Source organism: Pseudomonas sp. C2B4, assembly GCF_013359695.1.
Taxonomy (GTDB): domain Bacteria; phylum Pseudomonadota; class Gammaproteobacteria; order Pseudomonadales; family Pseudomonadaceae; genus Aquipseudomonas.
On the sequence record NZ_JABFMU010000057.1, the window covers coordinates 1 to 17297 of the forward strand.

The following is a 17297-nucleotide window of genomic DNA, read 5'->3' on the forward strand; positions in this document are numbered from 1 at the left end:
CGCCGTAAGGGCGAAACCCTAAGTGGCCGTTACCGCAGCAATGGATATGTACTCGGTCAGCAAGAGACAGGCCGGCTATCACGCCGCCTTCGCGAGCAGGCTCGCTCCCACAGTTATCCCGGGTACATCCGCAGGAGACAGGTCGGCTGTCAGGCCGCCTTCGCAGGCAAGCCAGCTCCCACAGTTAATCCGGGTACATCCGCAGGAGACAGGTCGGCTGTCAGGCCGCCTTCGCGAGCAGGCTCGCTCCCACAGGGAAATCAAATACAACCAGGCTTCATTACAAACTTGTCATTGAGATGTCAGCAAAGCCAGCACCCTCGCTTCATACAGTGGACCCATCAGCCAGCCACGCCGACTGACACCCCTCCCACTGAAGAAAACAAGGGTCGACACCATGAAACCATTGAGCAAACTCTGCCTGATCGCCGCCAGCCTGTTCATGCTCGGCACCGGCTCCGCCATGGCCGCCACGACGACCGCACCGGTCAAGGCCAACAACGTCGTGCTGGTGCACGGCTCCTGGGCCGATGGCTCCAGCTGGTCGGACGTGATCGCGCGTTTGCAGGCCGCCGGTCTGCACGTCACGGCCGTGCAAAACCCGTTGACGTCGGTGGCCGACGATGTGGCCGCCACGAAACGCGTCCTCGATCAGCAGGACGGCCCGACCGTTCTGGTGGGCCACTCCTACGCCGGTACCGTGGTCAGTGAAGCCGGGGTCGATCCGAAGGTCAGCTCGCTGGTGTACGTCGCCGCGCGAGCGCCGGATGCCGGGGAAGACTTCGTCGCCCTCTCGGCCAAGTACCCGACCATGCCGGTGCGCACCGGCACGGAAGAACACGACGGTTTCGTCAGCCTCAAGCAGGACGCCTTCCTCAAGTACTTCGCCAGCGACGTGCCCCACGACAAGGCCATGCAGCTGTTCGCCGTGCAGCAACCAATCGCCAAGACCCTGTTCACCGACCGCACCACAGCGGCGGCCTGGCACAGCAAACCGTCGTGGTATGCGGTGTCCAGCCAGGACCAGACCATCAACCCGGACCTGGAACGCTTCCTCGCCAAGCGCATGGGCGCGACCACCATTGAGTTGCCGTCCAGCCATCTGTCGCTGGTCTCCCACTCCAAGGAGATCGCTGACCTGATCCTCGCTGCCGCCGGTCGCCAATCGTAGATACCACGCAACTGTAGGAGCGAGCTTGCTCGCGAAAAAACCACGGGCGCCGCGGGGCATCTGGTTTCGTACGTCATCGTTCACGACCATCGCGAGCAGGGCTCGCTCCTACAAGGGAATCTGTGCCGAACACGAAGCAGCGGCCAGCTCAATCCACTGTAGGAGCGATGGTATCTCAGCGATTTTCGATAAGACTCACGGGGTCTCGTACTTGCAAAAAACGGTATGCAACTAACGCAAACAGCACAATGAAGCCAGTCACCACAGCGCTTGTCATCATCACGCCTTCTGTAAATGCAGCGTTAGCTTCTTCCAGAATCCGCGTCGCCACTTCCTCTGGCTGGTCTTGACTGATGGCGTGAGCACCTCCCAACGTCGCAATCGCATTAACTACACTTTCGGATACGCCCTCAGGGATCGCCAAAGACAACCGATACAGCGCCGCTACTGCCCCTCCGATCAACGTTGTACCCAACACCACTCCAATTTCGTAAGCCGTTTCACTGACGGACGAGGCGCTGCCGGCGCTCTCGGCCGGCACCGAGCCCAATAAAAGATCGTTGGACACGGTGGTGATGGCGGCAACACTCGCGTTGAGCAAAACGAAAGCCACACCTACGGCCAGGACAGTAGGTGCAAGCAGTGCCACCATCGCAAAAGCCGCAGCAGCCAGCAGCAGACAGCCCGCAATCACCCTGTTCGGTGCATGCTTTTGCGCCACTGGCACGACGGCAAGGCCGGCGACAATCGCCAATATCTGCCCCGGCACCAATATCAAGCTGGCCAGCAACGGGGGCAAGCCAAAAATCAGCTGCAACAATTGGGTGGCGAAGAAGAGGAAGCCGATCAACAAGCCCAGGCTCACTAGATTTATCGCAATGGACACGCTGAAAGCAGAAGAGGCGAACAACCTGAGGTCCAACAGCGGCTGATCCAAATGTAGCTGGCGACGGACAAAAACCACACCCAGCAATATTCCGGACAGCGCCCAGATTAAAACCTGGCTGTCGAAGCCGACCGTGGCCAGATGCTTGAGACCCAGCATCACACCCGTCATTGCGCCCAGGCTTAGCAAGATACTCAGGTAATCGGTTGATCTACCCATTTGTCTTGGCGACTCGGTGATCATCGGCGCCAAGAGCAGTACTGGCAGCAGAAACGGCAAAGCAACCAGAAAAACCGACTGCCAATCGAAATACTGCAACAGCACACCGCCCAGCAACGGCCCCAATGCCGACCCAATAGTCAGGCAAGTTGCCCAAACCGCCACTGCCAGACGCCGCTCTTCTCGATCCTCAAATGCGGTGCGGATCAGCGCCAGGGTCGCCGGCAAAATCATTGCACCGAAACAGCCCAACAGCACACGCCCGCCAATCAGATGCCACGCCTGCTGTGAAAACACCACACCTACCGACACCACTGCGAACCCCATACACCCCAGACAAAGCATGCGCCGATGACCGAAGCGGTCTCCGGAACTGCCCATGGTCACCAGCAACCCGGCGAGCACCAGAGAATAGGCATCGATCATCCATAGTTGCTCGGCAGCGGACGGACTCAGCGCAGAAGCGATTCGAGGCATAGCGAAATTGAGAATCGTGTTATCGATGGTCACTAACAGAACTGGAAGCATGATCACCAGCAAGGCGGCGCCCTTAGAGCGATCCCGGATAATGGAGACAAGGGGGGGGGGCCGTTCTTTGCATCAGTCGCTTTTCCTTGATGGGCTCAGTGTTTTGAAGAGCGCTTCGCAGGTTTCTCCATAGACGTCGACATACGTACCCAGCTGTCGTTGAACAGCATTCAGCTTTTCGGCAAAAGCCTCAGGCGTATCAACCCCACACATATGATCCAGCATTCCTAGGCTGGCAGATAATTGATCCCGCTGCTGCTGGGCTGCACCGTTGTGTTTCTGGATATCCCAGTAGATGACAGGGGCGTTGTGTAGGACTCTGGCGACCAGACTAAGCATGGTTTTCATCGGCGGTGGTGCCAATGCCTGGAGCGTATCCATGTCACATCCTGATCGCTCCAACGCAAAAGCAAACGCCAAGATCGCTGCGTGAGGCAGCGCTTGGCATACAGCCATCGCGCGATCATGCTCATCGGGAAGCAACCGTGTCACTCGTATTGCATGTGCTTTTAAAAGTACTGCAAAGCGATTGCCTACCTCACTTTCACGGCGCTCGCAAAGCACCACTGGACGCTCCGCGCAATCAAGCGTCGGTGCAAACATAGGATTGATACCCACCGAGGCAACTGCGGGAAACAACTGCTCAGCCCTACGCTGAAAAGGCGCCTGCACAGAGCATGTATTGACTAACGCTTTGACGGAAGGAGCCTTTCCGACAAAGCACTCCAACCCCCGAATTGCGACATCCTCGGGTAGAGCAAAAACAATGATGGTGGCAGCTTCAAGTAGCTCGGGGGCTTGCTCGGGGATGCTTAGCACATCCATCACGCGGTGATTAAGCAGTGCGCGTGGCGGAACTAAATCTACCAACGTGAGTGTGTGCACGCCCTTCCCTAGCATCCCGGCGATGAAGCTACCGACCATACCCGCGCCACCCAGGATCAAAATATTATCCAATGGTTACCCCTTACCCTCTAATACTGTGAAACGGCACACTAGCCTTCACCAGTGTCTCGTGCATTTCCTCTGCCGGATCAGAGGCGGCAACAATTGCGCCCCCGATACCGAAACGAGCGATACCATCCTTAATCACTGCTGTCCGGATCACGATGCTTAGATCTGTGTAGCCATCGAATCCGATCCAACCCAAAGCTCCCGAGTAAATGCCACGCGCCGAAGATTCAAGTTTGTCGATGATTTCCATGGTGCGTATTTTCGGTGCACCGGTCATGGAACCGCCGGGGAAACAGGCTCGGATCGCCGAGAATGATTTAACACCCCTACGCAACTGCCCTTGGACCGTCGAAACCAGCTGATGCACCGAAGAGTAGCTTTCAATATCAAAAGCCTTTGGTACCTTCACCGATCCCGGCACACAGATGCTGTTTAGGTCATGGCGTACCAGATCGACGATCATCAAATTTTCTGCGCGATCCTTTGAAGAGCACGCGAGATCTTGCTTGAGTGCTAGGTCTAGTTCAGGGTCATGTCCCCTGGGTCGTGTGCCCTTTATTGGCCTTGAAGTGATGCGACCTGTTGCATCGATGTTGAGAAAAGTCTCGGGGGACGCTCCAAGGATCGAAAACGTCCCAGTGTTTACGTAGGCACCATAAGGCACAGGGCTGATACGACGCATACGTAGATAGGTACTAAGAGGGTCATCCGTACACTGCAGGCTAGCTCGGTTGGTGAGGCAAATCTCATAAGATTCACCATCGGCAATCTGCCGCAGACACGCATCAACCTTTGCCATGTAAGTGCTTGAACAATCGGCCAGCCCCAGCGACGACTCAGCCACCGGGCCAGGGATAAAAAACACATTGTCGGTTTGTTCGGCGTTGTCCGTAGACTGCAAAACGAGACGCTCGCCCCACAGATGGCACAGATAGGTGATTTCGGTTGCGTGATCGAAGACCAGCATATTCTGTGGCAGGTAAAACAGGGCATCGGGCAATTCCGACACGTGAGCGTTGCGCACACCGACAAGAGCTTTCAACTCGTAGCCCAAGTAGCCGACCAAACCACCCTTGAAGGGAAACGGAACCTGTTGGTGTTGTCCTCCTCCCAACAAGTCAACAACCTCCTCCATCAAACTGAAAAAATCTCCTTCGATAGTTGCGCACCCGACTGGCCCGTCGATCGACAACAGCCGGCGATTGACGTCATAGGCAAACACTAACGCCGAATCGCGATCGCAGGAGCCCATCAGGGAATATCTTGCCTGCGACCGATCAGAAAGCTCGCTGTCAAGCCAGAACGCGGCCGGCTTACCAGCGAAATTTGCGTCGAAGAGCTGGGCCGGGGTGAGTGAATGCTCGATGCGCTCGAAATCTAAAGACAACCGCATTGGCCCACCGACCGTCTGCAGTGCCTGGAACATCGGATTATGCGTCGCACACCTTCGGCTACTTTGCGCCTTGCTAGCCAGCCGAACGAAATTGTGGATGATCTGCAGACCGAATTCCGAATCGATTGATTCCGGGTGAAACTGCACGCCCCAAATTGCCCGCTCACGGTGCGCCAAACCCATGATGAGGCCGCAGTCCGAACGTGCTGTCACTTCAAGACAAGAAGGCACCTCAGTGCACACCAGAGAATGGTAACGCACGACTTCGAAGCCATGCGGGATACCCTCAAAAAGACCGGTGCCAGAATGACTGATACGAGTCCGATAGCCATGCACAGGCTTGGGTGCATGTTCGACTGTTCCACCAAAGAAAAAGTTGATGCCCTGATGTCCCAGACACACGCCGAGTATCGGAATCGACGCACGCTCCAGAACATCACGACACACGCCGAAATCGGCACTACGGGCAGGATGCCCCGGCCCTGGTGACAATATCACCGCATCATAGTTCGCCAGATCAAGTCGCTCGTAGGATGTGGTATTGGGTACAACCATCGGCTGCTCCCCCGATACCTCATAGACGTATTGGGCAATATTGTTAGTAAAGGAATCGAAGTTATCGACGATCAAGACGCGCATGCCTCATTCCTCCACATGTGACTGGTCGAGAGCATCCATCAGGCGTTGCTCCTCGTCGCAGGTTTCCTTGATGATTAAGGCGAAAAGGTCCCCGACGTATTCCGGGCGCAACTTATGTTTAGGCGCCATAGACTTGGCCATTTCCAAGGTGGAAGTCACCCGATGCGGCTGCATCATTGGGATTCCATTCGCGGATTTGACACGGGCAATCACTCGACAGACCTCCATGCGCTGGGCCAGTAGATTCATCAGCGCTTGATTTATCTCATCCAGTTGCTGGCGATAGGGCTGGAGTTCTCCACCAGGCGCAGTATTCCCTTCAGCATTCGGTGACATAGCCATTCCTTGAGAAAATCGTCAGGCAGATGCCTGGCTTAATTGCACGTTGAGTTGACGCGCCAAGTTATCGACCTGCTCTGGCGTGTGAAGCGCCGACAATGCACACCGCAACATTGCTTTTCCGGTTTCTACAATCGGGTAAAACACCGGAAACACGACGATACCTTCAGCTCGTAGCGCGCTGGCAGCCGCCGTTCCCTGCTGCTCGGATTGAAACAACGCGCCGCGAATAGGTGCACGTAGCGACGCGTTCATCATTTGTTGTTTAACTTGCTCATCTAGACGGTGTGCGTTCGCCCATAACGCGCTTTGCAGGGAGACAATATCGGAGGAAAGATGGAGCTGAGCTGACGCGACGTTAGCCGCCTGCAACGGCACGGAGATGGTGTGTCCAAACACCAGCGGGTTTGCAAGCGCACGCAATTGCGCCACTTGGTAACCAGACTTCAACACGATGAATCCACCCGCACCGCCAAATGCCTTGCTCAACGAACCGGCAATAAGCGTATTGTCCGGAAGCCGATGCCCCAGATTCTCAAAGGCATAACCCGCTCCGTGCTTACCCGTGATCGAAATACCATGGGCGTCGTCGATATAGAGATAACCACCCCAAGCTTGCAGCAGTTCGCTCAGCTCACTCACCGGCAACAATCCTGACATTGATCCAACGCCATCGATCAAGAGAACAGGAGTGATCTTTTCCTGAGCGCACCGCGCCAGCGCCTGCTTGAGTCCGTCCATGTCTTGGGTATCAACCCGACTAACAGGCCCGAACTGCGACAACACCCCGCGCAGCACTTGCATCGAGGCATGAGCAGTGCGATCCACAAGCCACATGATCGAGTTCTTGATTGGGTAGCCTTCCATGGTCCCGCTGCCCAAAAGAGGCAACACACCCAAGTGCGCATTACTAGTCGAGGTGAACACCGTCACGCTGGCGCCGGCGTAGATATCACTTAGCAACTGCTCAAGTTGCCGTAGGTAAACCGGACTCATGGCGCTTCGGCTAGCTGAAAGGTGGATACCAATCCGCTCCAACGCAGCCCCAGCGGCCTGAACTAGCATGGGATGGCTTTCCAAGCCGAGGTAGGAGCATGAAATGAACTCTGTGCAAGTCGTGCCATCGACAAGCGTTAGCGCCTTACCTTTGCGGGAAACCACTTCGAAACTGGTAAGGCCGTCGTCCGATGCACTGCTCAGCGCGCCGCTAGTGCGCTGCTGACGAATAGTCATCCAGCTTGGGCCCGTTTCCATAGTGTTCATGCTTTTACTCCTACGGTGATGACGGAAGAGCCCGTAGCATCGGAAAACTCTTCATTGACAGAAGTACAAATCGAGCAAAAACCATGACTTTTCAGGATAAATCCAACCTGCTGTTCCTGGGATTCGCTGTGCTCAATTAGTAACGTGCCTCTCGGCTTCAGCAGCGAGTATGCAAGTCGCGCCGTGGACTGGATCAGCGCGACACCTTCGTCCGGGGCGAAGATCGCGCCAGCAGGATGATTAACGCCCCATTCAGGCAGAAGCACCGTGTTTTGAGGGACATAGGGAGGGTTGGCTACCACAACATCAACGCTGCCCCTCGCAGATTCAAAGGCGTCAATTTGATTGATATTTGCCTCGCACAAGGCCACCTCCTGCTCGCCAGCGCTCATTCGTAAGATGTTACGTTTGAGGTAGGTCTGTGCGATTTCATCGACCTCAACGCACACTACGTTGGCGGCAGTTCTGGACCAGATCGCCAAGCCGATTGCGCCTACTCCCGCGCAGAGGTCGTACACCGTTGATTGGGCATCAAGAGACAGGTTCTGCTCAATCCATTGCACAATGGCCATGCTTTGAATCCGCGGCACGAAGACTCCACTGCCCACGACGAAACGAACGTCGGCAAAGTCGGCGTAACCTAAAATGTGCCCGAGCGGTATGCGCGCGCATCGCTCGGCTACATCCTGGCGAAAACCTGACATCCTTTGCGGATCTATCGGCCCTCCCGTATTGAAATGCTTGCTTATGATTGCTTGGAGATCCCGAACAGGATCCCAGACGCCAGCGTCCGTTAAAGCTGCCAATGCTTTGGCACGGTCGTACTCGAATTGAGAATGGATCATGACCAAGCCTCGTAGTAACGCGCCAGACGTTCATACATCGAACGATACAAGTACGAGAACGCGACCAACTCCGGCGGTGGTGTGAATTGCGGGTGCAGCGATTCAATCAAAGCCGTGTAGTTTTCAGTCATACCCTTGTCGAGCAAAGGCATCCAATAGGGTTTGATGTTCCAGCGATACTCGTAGCCCGTTGCGAACATCTGTTTGACGGTCTCGGCCACTGTGCTGCTGCGCGGTATCCCTTGCAGGGGTTTGCGCACTGGTGCAAAACACGACAAATCCAAGTTGTTAGGAATGCCCTGGATTTGGTCTGCCATCCAAGCGGCGAGCAGCGGCGATTGGTGTAAGCCATCACGATATGTACCGGTAGACAGCCAAAGCCCTTCGTACCCACATTGCCCAATCAGTGGGAAACCATCGGCGGGAATGGGCCGGTTACCGACCTGAATGCTCATGATCTCGGCATCATGCAGGTCCAGGTTGAGCTGGTCGACAGCACAGTCGAGGAGAAATTGAACGTCAGAAATCAATGCATGCGAGCGAGGCTCTTCAGCCAAAATATTGGTTGCGCCTATATACAGCAGCTCCGACGTGCGCGGTACGCAATGCAAGCCGCAGGCAAAGGCGCGATTTGGCGTCCGGATCACAGTCGACGGCGTTAACTTTCCCGGCTTCAGTTTTGCGAGCACGGATACCCCGTATCCGGCAAACATCGGCGGTATTCGATCTTTGATGTCATCCAAGGTATCGAGTAGCGACAGTGACTGGACACCGGCCGCTATTACGACGTGCCTTCCCGCTATGCGTTGCCCGTTTTCCAGTTCCACACCAGTCGCCACGCGACCTTCTGTCAATACGGTGCGGGCATTGATGTTGACGAGTTCACCACCGCTTGCCAGAAATGCGGCGTCTAACTTCTCCAGCAATAGGTGAGAGTTCACCGCATTTTCATCGGGGATCAGCAGTGCCTGTAGCGGGCGCACTAGATCATTAGCGTTGACCCACTCCAGCTCAGCAGGGTCCACGCTTGTGAAAGGTTCCTGGCGATCACACAGAGTTTGTTCGATTGCTGCGTAGTTGACGCTATCAATTTTAGCCATCCCAGCAGAGTTCAGGAGCACATGAGTGCCACGTGCTGTAAGCATCTCCTGCCAGTTGCCTGAGGCCTGAGCGAGCCGATGTGCCCAATCCGCCCACAACTCCTTAGCTTGAATATCCATGATTAACTTCAACCGTCCATGCTCACTCGCGAGTAGACCGCTGGTAATTTCGCCGAAGCAACCATTCATCGCGCCAGCAGCCTTGGATGCCGCATTAGTTCTGTCCGCCTCACCTACCCTGCAGACTTTGAACCCGCGACTCGCCAATTCGAAGGCAATCGAACCACCAATAGCGCCGTTACCAACCACAACAATGTCGTAGATCATTTTCAGCTCCAATTTTTTATCTAGGAGTCAACATCAGAACTTACGAAACAGACAAAAAAAATCAACAAACCCAACACAAATTTACTGATTAAAACAACCAATTAGATTTGATTAAGCCAACTTTGTCCCACATCTAAATTTTCGCGCAATTGATGTTTCTGCACACCCGCCGAGCAATAAAACTCCCCCATCAAAAGGAGATTGCAGCGGACCAGCTCACGTTTACTGGCGTATTCCACAGCAGCGAAAGACACTTGCGTTAACTGGGCTCAGCGCATTCACACTTTGAAATGATTTTTCAGAATCTCCTTCAAAGCCCGTATTTCAAGCCATCAATTTACCTAATAAAAACCAATCGCACAGCACGGGAATTCAATCCAATCAACAACAAAGACACATCTCACACTTTGAAAATAATGATCTGAAGGAAATTTCTCACATTCCACCACAACCTCACTTACCCACACCAAAAAACGTAATTAGAGAATCAAACTCAACTCTCAATAAATCAACCCAGGTGCACCATTGCCAGCCAACTAACAATGCCGAATTACCGTTTCGTAACGAGTGCTGGTCGACGCTGAAAAAACCCTCAAGAGCAGATCGGTAATAGGTGCGATTAACGAATGACGCATCGCGAGCAGAACTCGCTCCTACAGGCGGCCCTTTCATTACAACTTTGTAATCAAGTTGTTGGTCGGCTGTCCGGATCGCCTGGTTAACCTGAACTCACTGTCAGGTAACCCGCCGACAGCCCCCAAATCCTGAATAGAGAGACTCATCATGAAACTGTACATCCTCGGTTTTGCCGCCCTCCTCGCCACCGGCTCGGCCTTTGCCGATACCCAAAGCGCCGCCCCGGTCATCCATGACAAGGACGCCGCCTTCGTCCACCTCGACGTAGCCAAAGTCGTCGGCCAGACCGACATCTCGCAACAATGCGGCATCGTCCCCGCCCAGTTGAACTACCTCGACCACCAGGGCCGCCAGCATGAGCTGGACTACTTGGTGCAAGGCAGCGGTTGCACCAATGATCATTGATCGTCATCCCGATGTATCGACGGATGATCGGGCTACACTGGCGGCACTGGCAGGCCGCTGTAGCCCGCCTGCCCATCACTGAACTGTGCTGACCCCGAACCTGGTAGACCCCATGAACATTCTCGTCGTCGAAGATGAACCCAAGGCCGGCAACTACCTGCTCAATGGCCTGCAGGAACTGGGCTATACCGTGAGCCTGGCCCGCGACGGCGCCGATGGCTTGCACCTGGCCCTGGAGCACAATTTCGATGTGATCGTGCTGGACGTGATGATGCCGAAAATGGACGGCTGGGAAGTCCTGCGCCGCCTGCGCAAGGAAGCCGACACCCCGGTGCTGTTCCTCACCGCCCGCGATGACATCGCCGACCGCATCAAGGGCCTGGAACTGGGCGCCGACGATTACCTGATCAAGCCGTTTTCCTTCGCCGAACTGGTGGCACGCCTGCGCACTCTGACCCGCCGCGGTCCCACCCGCGAAGAAGAGCAGCTGCAGATCGAAGATTTGCAGATCGATGTGCTCAAGCGCCGCGTCACCCGCGCCGGGACGCGCATCACCCTGACCAACAAGGAGTTCGCCCTGTTGCACCTGTTCGCCAGCCATCAGGGTGAAGTGCTGTCACGCTCGATGATTGCGTCACGGGTCTGGGACATGAATTTCGACAGTGACACTAACGTGGTGGATGTCGCGGTACGCCGCCTGCGGCTGAAAATCGACGACCCGTTCCAGCTCAAGTTGATCCACAGCGTGCGCGGCATCGGCTACCGCTTCGATACCCAGCCATGAAGGACTTGTCCGCTTTTCGTCACTCCCTGACGCTGCGCCTGGCGCTGGTGTTCGCGTTTCTGGCGTTTGTCTCGCTGACGGCCCTTGGCGTGGCGCTGTACCACGACCTGGAGCGCGAGCTGATCCGCCGTGACGACGCGGCACTGGTAACGCGCATCGATCAGCTGCGCACCTTCCTCAACGACAGCAACACGCTGGAGCTGATCCGCAGCAAACCGGCGCTGTTCCAGAACATGCTCGGCAACCGCGAAGCGCTGCTGAGCATCGGCGTACCCGGGCAACCGCCATTGCTGGTGGTCAATCCGGGCAACCTCCACATGCCGGCCCTGGCGCCGATGCCCATGGACCACTCTCTGAGCCTTGGCGACGTACAGCACTTGCCCAGCGTCAACGGCGTACCCTTTTCCGCGTTGGCGGCCATTATCGAGTCCGACGATCAGGGCAGCCTGGAAGTGGTCACCGGGCGCCTGATGACCGAGCGCACCGCAGTGCTCGCCAGCTACCGGTTCAACGTCTACCTGTTCGCCAGTGTTGCGGCGATTCTGCTGGCATTGTCCGGCTATGTGCTGGTCGATCGCGGCCTGATGCCCGTGCGGCACCTGGCCCGGCATGCCCAGGGCATCGGCGTCGGCAACCTCAATGAGCGCCTCGACAGCCAGGGTGCGCCACGGGAGCTGCTGCCGATGATCGACGCCTTCAATGCCATGCTTGACCGCCTGGGCAAGGGCTTCGTGCAACTGGGCCAGGTGTCGACCGACATGGCCCATGAACTGCGCACGCCGATCAATAACCTGCTGGGTGAAACCCAGGTCGCCTTGCAGCAGAACCGCAGCATCGAAGCCTATCAACAACTGCTCGCCTCCAATGTCGAGGAACTGGAACGCCTGGCGCGGATGCTCGACAACATGCTGTTCCTGGCCCGCACCGACCCCGCCAGCGCCCTGCGCCAACGCCAGGAACTGGACGCGGCCGAGGAAATGGAGCGCATGGCCGACTATTTCGAAGGGCTCGCCGCCGACGCCGGCATCCGCATCGATGCCCGGGGCAGCGGGCTGATCTGGGCCGAACCGATGCTCCTGCGCCGGGCCATGGCCAACCTGTGCGCCAATGCGATCAAGTACGGTGCACCCGATTCCGAGCTGCAAATCCGCGCCACGCCGACCGCCGACGGCATCCGCCTGCATGTGCGCAACCACGGCCAGACCATCCCCGCCGAACACCTGCCGAGGCTGTTCGAACGCTTCTACCGCGTCGACCAGTCCCGCGAACGCTCGGCGCAGTCCAATGGCCTGGGCCTGTCGATCGTGGCGACGATCATGCAGCTGCACAATGGGGCCTGCAGCGTCAGCAGTGTCGATGGAGTGACCTGCTTCGAGCTGTTTTTCCCGGCACGAAGACAGGGCGAATGACGAAGAACCTGTGGCGAGGGAGCTTGCTGCCGCTGGGGTGCGCAGCGGCCCTAAAAGAGGGACTGCTGCGCAGTCCAACGGGAGCAAGCTCCCTCGCCACAGGTTTAGTGCCAGCCTTGGTATCCCCCCAATGGCTGAACACATCCGACCAATAATCCCTCACAGACGCGAGTCATGACCTAACCTCATAGGCTGGGTGACTAGCAACCTGTCGGGCACGCCTATGCGCCATGCATTGAAGTGGATGATTGTCGCGATTCTCGCGCTGTACGGGTCGAGTGGCGCCATGCTGTCGGCGGCGCCGGCGCCGGACGCCCCTGCCGCCAATGCAGCGGCCACCTCCGCCAGCATTCCCGACAGCGATCTACAGGAGCTGCAACTTCGGCTCAACAGCCTCAAGCAGCAGGTGTCCCAAGCCAGTAACTACAGTCAGCTGGAGGCCCCACAGGATCTGCTCCAGGCGTTGATCCAGGAAATCGCCCGGCTGTCGGCCCTGCTGCTGCCCGTACAGGCTCAACTGCAATCGCAGTTGAGTGTGTTGGGACCGGCACCGGTTGGCGACGCTGCGCTGGAGAAGTCCGACATTACCCTTCAAAGGGCTGACCTGACCGAACAAAAAAGACAGGTCGATTACAAGCTCAATACGCTGGCAACGCTCAAAGCCAGCGGGACCGAACTGCTGACCCAAATCGCCGTCATCCGTCGCGGCCTGCTGGAAACCGAAGTGACCCAGCAGACCCACAGCATCCTCAACCCCTGGTTCTGGGCACCGCTGTTGAATCCGCCCGAGGACGACCGGCAACGCCTGAGTGCCTTCCTGCAACAGATTGGCGCGACCCTCGACGCCGCCTGGCAACCGGGCGAGCGCTTCTACACCAGTGTATTGCTCGCGTTGGCCCTTGCCCTGTGGTTTGTCGGTCACAGGCTCACCGACAAAGCGCTGACGTGGCTGTGCATTCATCGCATGCCTGAAGGCCGACTGCGGCGCAGTGCCCTTGCGCTGTCTTCAGTTATCGCCACGGTGCTGGCGGCATGGTTCGCCTTGCAACTGCTGTTTTATGCCCTGACCCGTGAACTGCCGTTGACGCCACAACTGGCCGGGTTCTCCCAGGACTTCGAAAAGATCGTTTATACCTGCGTGCTGATCACCGGCCTGAGCCGCGCCCTGCTGTCCACCAAACATCCTTCGTGGCGGCTGCCGGCCATTGCCGACTCGGTGGCCCTGGCGATCAAGCCCTTCCCCATTCGCCTGGCCTGGGTCCTGCTGGTGCTGGTAGCGATGGCGCAAATGACCAATGTCACCGGCATGAGCGCGCCAGTCGTGATCTCGGTCAGAGGGTTCGTCGCGCTGGTCGTTTCAGTGATGATCGGTTCGCTGCTGTTGCGCGTCAGCAGAATTCGCCGGGCCCTGGTCGCGACGGGTGAGGCCCCCGAAGCAGGCACGACACTGGCCGGGGTCATTTATGCCTTCGCCAGTATGGCGGTGGTGGTTTCCCTCTTGGCCCTGCTGATCGGCTACATCTCCCTGTCGCGCTTCATCACTTATGAACTGGTCTGGCTGTTCATCATCTTTTCCGGTTTCTATTTGCTGATCCAGTTGCTGAAGGACGGCTGCGAATACCTGTTTTCGCCCCGCCATTCCAGCGGCAAGGCCCTTAAGCAGTTGCTGGGCATTGGCGATCCACGCCTGGAGCAGATTTCCATCGTCCTGTCCGGCGTCGGCCGGGCCGCGCTGGTGCTGATCGCGTTCATCTCACTGGTGGTGGGCGGGGTGGGATCGACGCTCGGGCAACTGGCGACCAATACCCTGGCGATACTCGGCGGCGACGGCCTGCGAAAACTCAACATTGTCCCTGCCAACTTATTGCACGGCGTGCTCGCCCTGTTCATCGGCATCTACCTGATCCGCACCTTACGCCGCTGGCTGGACAACGAGTTCCTGCCCAAGACGGAAATGGACCCCGGCATGTGTGCCTCACTCAGCACACTGTTCTCCAACATCGGCTATGCGCTGGTCATCCTGTTCGCCCTGTCATCGCTGGGTGTGCAGTGGACCAACCTGGCGTGGATCGTCAGTGCCCTGTCGGTGGGCATCGGTTTCGGTCTGCAGGAGATCGTCAAGAACTTCGTTTCGGGCCTGATCCTGCTGACTGAACGCCCGGTGAAAGTCGGCGACCTGATCAGCATCAGCGGGGTCGAAGGCGATATCCGCCGGATCAACGTGCGCGCCACGGAAATCCAACTGGCCGACCGCTCGATCGTCATCGTGCCCAACTCACAGCTGATTTCGCAGAACCTGCGCAACGTCACCCTCGGCGGCAACGCCCAGGGCGTGGCGATACTGGAACTGATGTTCCCGCTGGACATCGACCCGGAACAGGTGCGCAACCTGCTGTTCGAGACCTACACCGAGCACGAATCCATCCTCGATAAACCGGCGCCGTTCGTGCGCTTCAGCCAGTTGAAGCCTGAAGGCCTCACCTTGACCATCACCGGCTATGTCAGCAGCCCACGCAATGTCGGGGCGATCAAGAGCGAGCTGCTGTTTGAAATTCTCAAGCGGCTGAGTGCCGCCGGGATAGAGCTGGCGAAACCGCCTACGGCGTGAAAAACCAAACCAGGGCGGCCGGACAGCCGACCTGATTCGGGCAAACGCACCTGATCCCCTGTGGGAGCGAGCCTGCTCGCGATGGACGTCAACGATACCGCGCCCTGTCTGAGTGAACGCGTTGTCTGTACGTTTTTCGCGAGCAGGCTCGCTCCCACAATTGGATCGCCGCAGACTATGGCATCAATGCGCGATGCACACCGACTTCAGCTCGGTGTAAGCCTCGATCACCGCACGCCCAAACTCGCGGCCCATGCCCGATTGCTTGACGCCACCGAATGGCATCGCCGGGTCGAGCAGAACGTGGGCGTTGACCCAGACCGTGCCGGCTTCGATGCGTGGCACCAGGTTCATGGCCTTGCTCAGATCGTTGGTCCACAGGCTCGCGGCCAGGCCGTAGCGGTTGTCGTTGGCCAGCGCGATCACGGCGTCTTCGTCATCGAACGGCATCACACCCAGCACCGGGCCGAACACCTCTTCGCGAGCCACGGCCATGCTGTGGTCGATGTCGGCGAGGATGGTCGGCTGGACGAAGAAGCCCTCGCCTTCCAGCAACTCGCCACCGGCCACTACCCGCGCGCCTTCGCGGCGAGCCAGTTCGATGTGCTTGAGCACGCTTTGCTGTTGCTTGCGCGATACCAGTGGGTTGATCGCCGCTTCGCAGTTCATGCCGGCACCGATCGGCATGGCCGATACCGCTGCCGCCAGGGCTTCGACGAACTTATCGTGGATCGAGCGATGCACATAGAAGCGCGAAGCCGCGGCGCACACCTGGCCGTTGTTCAGCAGACCACCGAGGATCGCGCCTTGCACGGCTTTCTCGATGTCGGCATCGGCCAGCACGATCATCGGGTTCTTGCCGCCCAGTTCCAGGGAGAAACGCGTCATGTTTTCCATGCACGCCACGCCGACGCTCTTGCCCACGGCGGTGGAACCGGTGAAGGACACTTTGCTCACCAGCGGATGCGAGGTCAGCACGCCGCCGACCGAAGCACCGCCACCGGTGACCACGTTGAACACGCCTGCCGGAATGCCGGCTTCCAGCGCCAGTTCAGCCAGGCGCATGGCGGTCAACGGGGTTTCCATGGCCGGTTTGATGATCACCGTGCAACCGGTGGCCAGCGCTGGCATCAGCTTCCAGGCAGCGATCAACAGCGGGAAGTTCCACGGCACGATGCCGACCACCACGCCCACCGGTTCACGCTTGGTGAACGCCGTGAACTTGGCACCCGGCGGCAGCGGGATCGACACATCGAACGTCTGGCCTTCGATCTTGGTCGCCCAGCCGGACATGTAGCGCATGAACTCCACGGTGGCGTTCAGATCCAGCGCGCGGGCCATGTTGATCGACTTGCCCTGGCTCAGGGTTTCCAGTTGCGCCAGCTCTTCGGCGTGCTCTTCCACCAGACGGGTGAAATTCAGCAGGATGCGTTCACGGTCGGCCGGACGCAGCGAGGACCAGACACCGGACTTGAAAGCCTTGTGCGAGGACTGCACCGCTTGTTCGACGATTGCCAGTGGCGCATCGAGGGTTTCGCACAGGGTCTGCCCGGTGGCCGGGTTGACCACGGCAATGCTCTCGCCTTCGGCAAACACCCACTGGCCATCGATAAAGCAGCCGTGACGGCGATCAAGGAATGCAGCCACCTGCGGCAGAATTTCAACGTTGCTCATAAATCACCTTCATTCAAATGTGGGAGCGAACCTGCTCGCGAAAACGCCCTCAAGGGCGGTGCAAGACTCAAGGCAAGCCAGCTCCTGCAGGGTTTGATAAGCCAGATATCCGGCCGC

Annotated in this window: 13 protein-coding genes; 5 read left to right on the plus strand and 8 right to left on the minus strand. The window is 57.7% G+C overall.

Going from position 1 to position 17297, the window contains the following annotated elements:
* Nucleotides 1-397: 397 nt before the first annotated feature.
* Nucleotides 398-1171: an alpha/beta hydrolase gene (locus tag HNQ83_RS25590; RefSeq protein WP_175391536.1), complete on the plus strand. Its 774-nt coding sequence runs from the start codon at nucleotides 398-400 to the stop codon at nucleotides 1169-1171.
* A gap of 175 nt (nucleotides 1172-1346) precedes the next feature.
* On the opposite strand, the gene HNQ83_RS25595 is transcribed toward HNQ83_RS25590, so the two are convergent.
* From HNQ83_RS25595 to HNQ83_RS25625, 7 genes are all read right to left on the minus strand, one after another.
* On the minus strand, nucleotides 1347-2810 hold the full coding sequence (locus tag HNQ83_RS25595; protein WP_372241934.1) for an MFS transporter: 1464 nt from the start codon (nucleotides 2808-2810) through the stop codon (nucleotides 1347-1349).
* 66 nt (nucleotides 2811-2876) lie between these two features.
* Complete coding sequence (locus tag HNQ83_RS25600; protein WP_175391537.1) at nucleotides 2877-3761, minus strand: prephenate dehydrogenase dimerization domain-containing protein; 885 nt, start codon at nucleotides 3759-3761, stop codon at nucleotides 2877-2879.
* Nucleotides 3762-3771: 10 nt separating this feature from the next.
* On the minus strand, nucleotides 3772-5790 hold the full coding sequence (gene pabB / locus HNQ83_RS25605) for an aminodeoxychorismate synthase component I (protein ID WP_175391538.1): 2019 nt from the start codon (nucleotides 5788-5790) through the stop codon (nucleotides 3772-3774).
* Nucleotides 5791-5793: 3 nt separating this feature from the next.
* Complete coding sequence (locus HNQ83_RS25610) at nucleotides 5794-6126, minus strand: chorismate mutase (protein ID WP_256669204.1); 333 nt, start codon at nucleotides 6124-6126, stop codon at nucleotides 5794-5796.
* A 21-nt stretch (nucleotides 6127-6147) separates the two neighbouring features.
* Nucleotides 6148-7392 (minus strand): aminotransferase class I/II-fold pyridoxal phosphate-dependent enzyme, encoded by a 1245-nt coding sequence (locus HNQ83_RS25615; protein WP_175391540.1) that lies wholly within the window; start codon nucleotides 7390-7392, stop codon nucleotides 6148-6150.
* Nucleotides 7389-8237: a class I SAM-dependent methyltransferase gene (locus tag HNQ83_RS25620; RefSeq protein ID WP_178132105.1), complete on the minus strand. Its 849-nt coding sequence runs from the start codon at nucleotides 8235-8237 to the stop codon at nucleotides 7389-7391. The genes HNQ83_RS25615 and HNQ83_RS25620 overlap by 4 nt, the downstream gene beginning before the upstream one ends.
* Nucleotides 8234-9664, minus strand: a complete 1431-nt coding sequence (locus HNQ83_RS25625) for an FAD-binding oxidoreductase (protein WP_175391541.1) — start codon at nucleotides 9662-9664, stop codon at nucleotides 8234-8236. Before HNQ83_RS25625 ends, HNQ83_RS25620 begins: the two co-directional genes overlap by 4 nt.
* Before the next feature lie 783 nt (nucleotides 9665-10447).
* On the opposite strand from HNQ83_RS25625, the gene HNQ83_RS25630 reads away from it, so the two are divergent.
* The 4 genes from HNQ83_RS25630 to HNQ83_RS25645 all read left to right on the plus strand — a co-directional run bounded on the left by HNQ83_RS25630 (nucleotide 10448) and on the right by HNQ83_RS25645 (nucleotide 15506).
* On the plus strand, nucleotides 10448-10705 hold the full coding sequence (locus tag HNQ83_RS25630) for a DUF2790 domain-containing protein (RefSeq protein ID WP_175391542.1): 258 nt from the start codon (nucleotides 10448-10450) through the stop codon (nucleotides 10703-10705).
* Nucleotides 10706-10817: 112 nt separating this feature from the next.
* Nucleotides 10818-11489, plus strand: a complete 672-nt coding sequence (locus HNQ83_RS25635; RefSeq protein WP_175391543.1) for a heavy metal response regulator transcription factor — start codon at nucleotides 10818-10820, stop codon at nucleotides 11487-11489.
* A complete protein-coding gene (locus tag HNQ83_RS25640) occupies nucleotides 11486-12898 on the plus strand; it encodes a heavy metal sensor histidine kinase (RefSeq protein ID WP_175391544.1) in 1413 nt (470 codons plus the stop codon). The genes HNQ83_RS25635 and HNQ83_RS25640 overlap by 4 nt, the downstream gene beginning before the upstream one ends.
* 223 nt (nucleotides 12899-13121) lie before the next feature.
* Nucleotides 13122-15506, plus strand: coding sequence for a DUF3772 domain-containing protein (locus HNQ83_RS25645; protein WP_175391545.1), 2385 nt, complete (start codon nucleotides 13122-13124; stop codon nucleotides 15504-15506).
* A 183-nt stretch (nucleotides 15507-15689) separates the two neighbouring features.
* Here the strand turns inward: HNQ83_RS25645 and HNQ83_RS25650 are convergent, their stop codons facing one another.
* Nucleotides 15690-17180 (minus strand): aldehyde dehydrogenase family protein, encoded by a 1491-nt coding sequence (locus HNQ83_RS25650; RefSeq protein WP_175391546.1) that lies wholly within the window; start codon nucleotides 17178-17180, stop codon nucleotides 15690-15692.
* Nucleotides 17181-17297 lie beyond the last annotated feature (117 nt).

Excerpts from the sequence above, each read along its gene's own strand:
- HNQ83_RS25590 (WP_175391536.1), top strand. The coding sequence starts at position 398 with ATGAAACCATTGAGCAAACTCTGCCTGATCGCCGCCAGCCTGTTCATG.
- pabB (WP_175391538.1), bottom strand. The coding sequence starts at position 5,790 with ATGCGCGTCTTGATCGTCGATAACTTCGATTCCTTTACTAACAATATT.
- HNQ83_RS25610 (WP_256669204.1), bottom strand. The coding sequence starts at position 6,126 with ATGTCACCGAATGCTGAAGGGAATACTGCGCCTGGTGGAGAACTCCAG.
- HNQ83_RS25615 (WP_175391540.1), bottom strand. The coding sequence starts at position 7,392 with ATGAACACTATGGAAACGGGCCCAAGCTGGATGACTATTCGTCAGCAG.
- HNQ83_RS25620 (WP_178132105.1), bottom strand. The coding sequence starts at position 8,237 with ATGATCCATTCTCAATTCGAGTACGACCGTGCCAAAGCATTGGCAGCT.
- HNQ83_RS25625 (WP_175391541.1), bottom strand. The coding sequence starts at position 9,664 with ATGATCTACGACATTGTTGTGGTTGGTAACGGCGCTATTGGTGGTTCG.
- HNQ83_RS25630 (WP_175391542.1), top strand. The coding sequence starts at position 10,448 with ATGAAACTGTACATCCTCGGTTTTGCCGCCCTCCTCGCCACCGGCTCG.
- HNQ83_RS25635 (WP_175391543.1), top strand. The coding sequence starts at position 10,818 with ATGAACATTCTCGTCGTCGAAGATGAACCCAAGGCCGGCAACTACCTG.
- HNQ83_RS25640 (WP_175391544.1), top strand. The coding sequence starts at position 11,486 with ATGAAGGACTTGTCCGCTTTTCGTCACTCCCTGACGCTGCGCCTGGCG.
- HNQ83_RS25645 (WP_175391545.1), top strand. The coding sequence starts at position 13,122 with ATGCGCCATGCATTGAAGTGGATGATTGTCGCGATTCTCGCGCTGTAC.
- HNQ83_RS25650 (WP_175391546.1), bottom strand. The coding sequence starts at position 17,180 with ATGAGCAACGTTGAAATTCTGCCGCAGGTGGCTGCATTCCTTGATCGC.